The following is a 4,351-nucleotide window of genomic DNA, read 5'->3' as shown; positions in this document are numbered from 1 at the left end:
AGATTGGTCAAAAAATCCATCGCCATTCGTTGGGCTGAATCGTGCTCGCTCTGTAAACGTTTGCGCTCGTTAACCCAAAACCACATGGTTTGCACTTTCCGCATGAGTTCATCGGGATCGACTGTTTTGCTCAGAAAATCATCGCCACCCGCATCGTAAGCAATTAACTTATCTTCAAGGGTATCCAGCGATGACAAAAAGATGACCGCGGGCTGTTTATTCGACGGAATCATGGCACGCAGACGACGACAGGTTTCATAACCATCTAAACCGGGCATTTTGATGTCCAACAATACCACGTCCGCTTGAAGAGATTCCATTCTGGCTAGAGCCTCCTCGCCGGACATAAAGGTCACTGTCTGAAAGAATCCTTCCAACGCGCAAGTGGTAGATGCTGCCGAAATTTCGTCGTCATCAATAACGACTACGTTAGCCTTTAATTCGTAAGCGATCTATAGACAGCGTCTATATCAGTTGCTCGAAAGACGCGAAGATAGTGTCCACTTATAATCAGGTGGACACTTATGAAGGAGCACACTACTCGCCTATCGCGCCCATTGATCGCAGGCCACGGGCGAGATGGCCGATGTCTTTATGATCGGGAAGCCAAACGGGAGTTGGTCCGAATCTGTTTGCAACCGGGACAATCGGTTGCCAAGGTCGCGCTGGAACACGGTATCAATGCCAATCTGCTGCGTAAATGGATAGGCTTACACCCAGAAGCAGGCGCCTCGGTACGGAACAGCACATTAGCGTTGCCGACTTTTGCGCCGGTTTTAGCCCTGGGTGCGGAGCAGCCGACTAAACCAGCCATCATCGTAACCTTACCCAACGGCGTCAAGCTTGAGCTATCGTCTGTTGCATTAAACGATCTGCCGTTGCTTTTGAATGCGTTGGCTGAACTGCCATGTTCCGCTTCGAACCGGGATTAAAAGTCTACCTGCACCGAGAGCCGGTCGATGGGCGTAAGGCTATCAATGGTTTGGCCTTGCTGGTTGAGCAAGCGTTAGGCTTGAATCCGTTTGAGCCGGCCATCTATGTGTTCAGCAATCGGCGCCGGGATCGGATCAAGTTGCTGCTGTGGGATCGTACCGGTTTCTGGCTGATGATCAAACGGTTGGAATCGGATCGATTTTGCTGGCCGAAAGACGCGGCAGTGGTGACCTTGACGGTGGAGCAACTCCATTGGTTATTAGCCGGTATTGACCTAGCGGCGATGCAGCCGCATCCCGTGCGAATGTATACAAAAACCAGCTGAAACAAGGAGTTAAATCGCGTAAAATAGCGGCATGACGACGACCATTACGCTGTCCTCCGACGATTATCAGGCGCTGCTAAACGAACAGCAACGGCTGGCGAATCAACTGCGGTTGGTGACGGTCGAGCGGGATTGTTTGAAAGAACGCGTGGATGCCTTTTTGCATCGGCTCTATGCCCCCAAGTCCGAGGCGCGGGCTAATCCGGCCCAGCGCGACCTATTCCTGAACGAAGCCGAAGCGTTAGCCCCACAAGGGGCACCGATTGCCGAGGAAGCCACACCTGAAGTACTCGAAGTCGCCGCTCACAACCGCAACAAGCGTGGCCGCAAACCGCTCGACCCCCATCTGCCGCGCGAGATCGTGCGCCATGAATTACCGGAAGCCGAACGCATTTGCGCCCATGATGGCGCCCAGCTGGTGGAAATCGGCGCCGAAATCAGCGAGCAGATCGACATCGTGCCGCAGCAAGTGCGGGTGATCCAGCATCATCGTATCAAATATGCCTGCCCCTGCTGCGACAACAGCATTCGCGTGACGCCGGCACCGGCGCGCCTCATTCCCAAAGGCTTATTGACCGAAACGGCCTTGGCCTGGATCGTCACCGCCAAATACCAGGACAGCCTGCCGCTGTATCGACAAGCCACATTACTCAGCCGATTCGGCGGTGATTTGTCGCGGACCACCCTGGCCGCCAGCATGGTGCGGGTCGGTCAGGCGGTGCAGCCCATCATCAATTTGCTGCGCGATCATCTGCTGGAGGCCGATCTGATCTTGGGCGACGAAACCGTTGTTCAGGTGCTCAAAGAATCAGGGCGAGCGGCACAAACGAAAAGTTATCTCTGGGCGCAAATGACAGGCTCCGGGCCACCGATCCGACTGTTCAGCTATACGCCGGGGCGCGGGGGCACACATGCGCAGCCGCTGTATGAAGGCATCAAGCCCGGCGTGGCCCTGATGAGCGACGGTTATGAGGTCTATAACGGCATGACAATGGCCCGAGGATTAATTCATCTGGGCTGTTGGGCGCATGCGCGCCGCTATTTTGTCGAAGCAGAAGCCGCCATCCCCAAAGCCGTGCGCGGACCCGAACAACTGGCGACGCAGTTTATCGCCGCGATCGGCGAGTTGTATGCCATTGAAGCCAAGGCGAAAGACCTGAGTGCCGAACAGCGCGGACAAGAGAGACATCAGTTAAGCACGCCGGTGTTGGCCAAAATCGAAGCCTTGCTGGTACAGCATCTGCATGGGGTCACGCCCGGCAGTTTGCTGGGCAAGGCCTTGCATTATCTCTCGTCGCAATGGCCGAAGCTGATTCGCTTTGTCGAGAACGGTGCTTGGCCCATCGACAACAATCTCTGCGAAAACGCCATCCGTCCCTTTGTCGTCGGTCGCCGCAACTGGTTATTTTGCGACACCGTAGCCGGTGCCCAGGCCAGCGCCAACCTCTACTCGCTCATCGAAACCAGCAAAGCCAATGGCATCGAACCCTACACCTATCTGGTGGCGTTGTTCCGTCAGTTACCTCTGGCCAAAACCGTCGAAGACTTCGAGGCATTGCTGCCTTGGCAACTCGTCGAGCCAAAAACCTCATAAACTGCTACAACTTCGTTCTGAAAATCAATAACGTGGTTTAAAGACCGCTTACGATTGATTGCAACGTCCCTTACTATTTAATAGCTAAATTTTGAGGAGTACAATATGTCAGGAAAATATTATTAGCTTATTATTTATTGAAGGGCAGCTCTACCCCCCGCTAACATTAAAACTGAAACTTTAAAGGCGGGGTGAAGGCCCGATACCAAAACCGTTCTATATTTAACAGGTTAGTGAAAAAACTCTTTTTTGACACTGGTCGACTCTATATTAAGTATCGCAAGGTTATTTTTGCACTAAATAACTGTTAACCGGCGTGCAAAACTTTCCAGGGTCCTGGGGAAAAGGGCGTTGAAAAGTTTCCATCCCAGGTTGTTCAATGCCCGGCTTTTTGCCGGAGAATCCTGGAGTGATAGACGTGGAAGAAGTCGCCGAAATTCGGCGGTTGCATTTTGTGGAGAAAGCGACCGTCAGTGAGTTGGCCAAACAATTCAAATTATCCCGCCCCACCATCCGTAAACATCTCCATACGCTGGATGAACCGGTGTATCCGGTGCGTAAATCCCAGCCCCATCCCAAGCTAGGCCCATTTCGCAATCAGCTTGAGCAATGGTTGGAAGCCGATAGTCGATTACCGGTAAAGCGTCGCCGTACGGCACAACGGTTATTTGAATGCTTGCAGGTTGAAGGTTATGTCGGCGGTTATTGCGCCGTCCGGCGTTACGTGAAAGCCTGGAAGCAAGACCAATCAGGGTCGCCACCCGTGACGCAAGTGTTCGTGCCGTTGTATTTTCCGCCCGGTGAGACCTGTCAGTTCGATTGGAGCCATGAAACCGCCGTGATTGCGGGTGTCGAACAGGTGGTGAAAGTGGCCCAGTTCCGCCTGACTTATAGCCGCCAGATGTTCGTGATCGCCTATCCGAGGGAAACACAGGAGATGGTATTGGACGCGCATAATCAGGCATTCGCCTTCTTCGGTGGCGTGCCGAAACGCATGGTCTACGACAACCTGAAGACGGTCGTGGATGCGATATTCTCCGGGAAAGAGCGGCAATTTAACCGCCGTTTTCTAACGCTGGCCAACCATTACCTGTTCGAGCCGATTGCCTGTACACCGGAGTCAGGCTGGGAGAAAGGCCAGGTGGAAAAACAGGTTTGTGATATCCGCAGTTGGCTGTTCACCCCGACGCCCAAGTTTGACAACTTTACAGGTTTGAATGCTTGGTTGGCTCAACGTTGCCGGGAACTGGCAGCAAGACCGTGCGAAATCGCATGCTACTTGCGCACCCTTGGCAGTCTTAGTTGCACGGCTATGGTGCTACAAGTTGCACACCAACTGCGCCAACTTGCACATTCTGCTGGCCCACACACAAAATTCGGCCTCAAAAGCTGCGCGTCAAAATGACGCAGTATAGAAGTTAGATTATCGATTAAGCTTCCATTTGCGAACCAAGGGATAGTCAGAAGTCAAGGACTGCAATCCCTCGCATTGTTCTTGG

The 4,351-nt window shown here is 53.1% G+C and carries 5 protein-coding genes; 4 read left to right on the top strand and 1 reads right to left on the bottom strand.

The features are described 5' to 3' along the window. Positions 1–377 (bottom strand): response regulator (locus AC3B8H_RS18960; RefSeq protein WP_488443082.1); only part of this gene is annotated, 377 nt, incomplete at its 3' end. 147 nt (positions 378–524) lie between these two features. Here AC3B8H_RS18960 and AC3B8H_RS18955 point away from each other — a divergent pair. From AC3B8H_RS18955 to istA, 4 genes are all read left to right on the top strand, one after another. After that, complete coding sequence (locus tag AC3B8H_RS18955) at positions 525–932, top strand: transposase (RefSeq protein ID WP_488443081.1); 408 nt, start codon at positions 525–527, stop codon at positions 930–932. Next, the gene (gene tnpB, locus AC3B8H_RS18950; RefSeq protein ID WP_488443080.1) at positions 908–1,258 is read left to right on the top strand and encodes an IS66 family insertion sequence element accessory protein TnpB; all 351 of its coding nucleotides are present in this window, start codon (positions 908–910) and stop codon (positions 1,256–1,258) included. Before AC3B8H_RS18955 ends, tnpB begins: the two co-directional genes overlap by 25 nt. A gap of 31 nt (positions 1,259–1,289) precedes the next feature. Next, on the top strand, positions 1,290–2,852 hold the full coding sequence (tnpC, locus tag AC3B8H_RS18945) for an IS66 family transposase (protein WP_488443079.1): 1,563 nt from the start codon (positions 1,290–1,292) through the stop codon (positions 2,850–2,852). A 379-nt stretch (positions 2,853–3,231) separates the two neighbouring features. Beyond that, complete coding sequence (gene istA / locus AC3B8H_RS18940) at positions 3,232–4,257, top strand: IS21 family transposase (protein ID WP_488443078.1); 1,026 nt, start codon at positions 3,232–3,234, stop codon at positions 4,255–4,257. Positions 4,258–4,351 lie beyond the last annotated feature (94 nt).

The sequence above is a fragment of the Methylomonas sp. BG-2 genome, from assembly GCF_057766305.1.
This window is presented reverse-complemented; position numbering and strand designations above follow the sequence as displayed.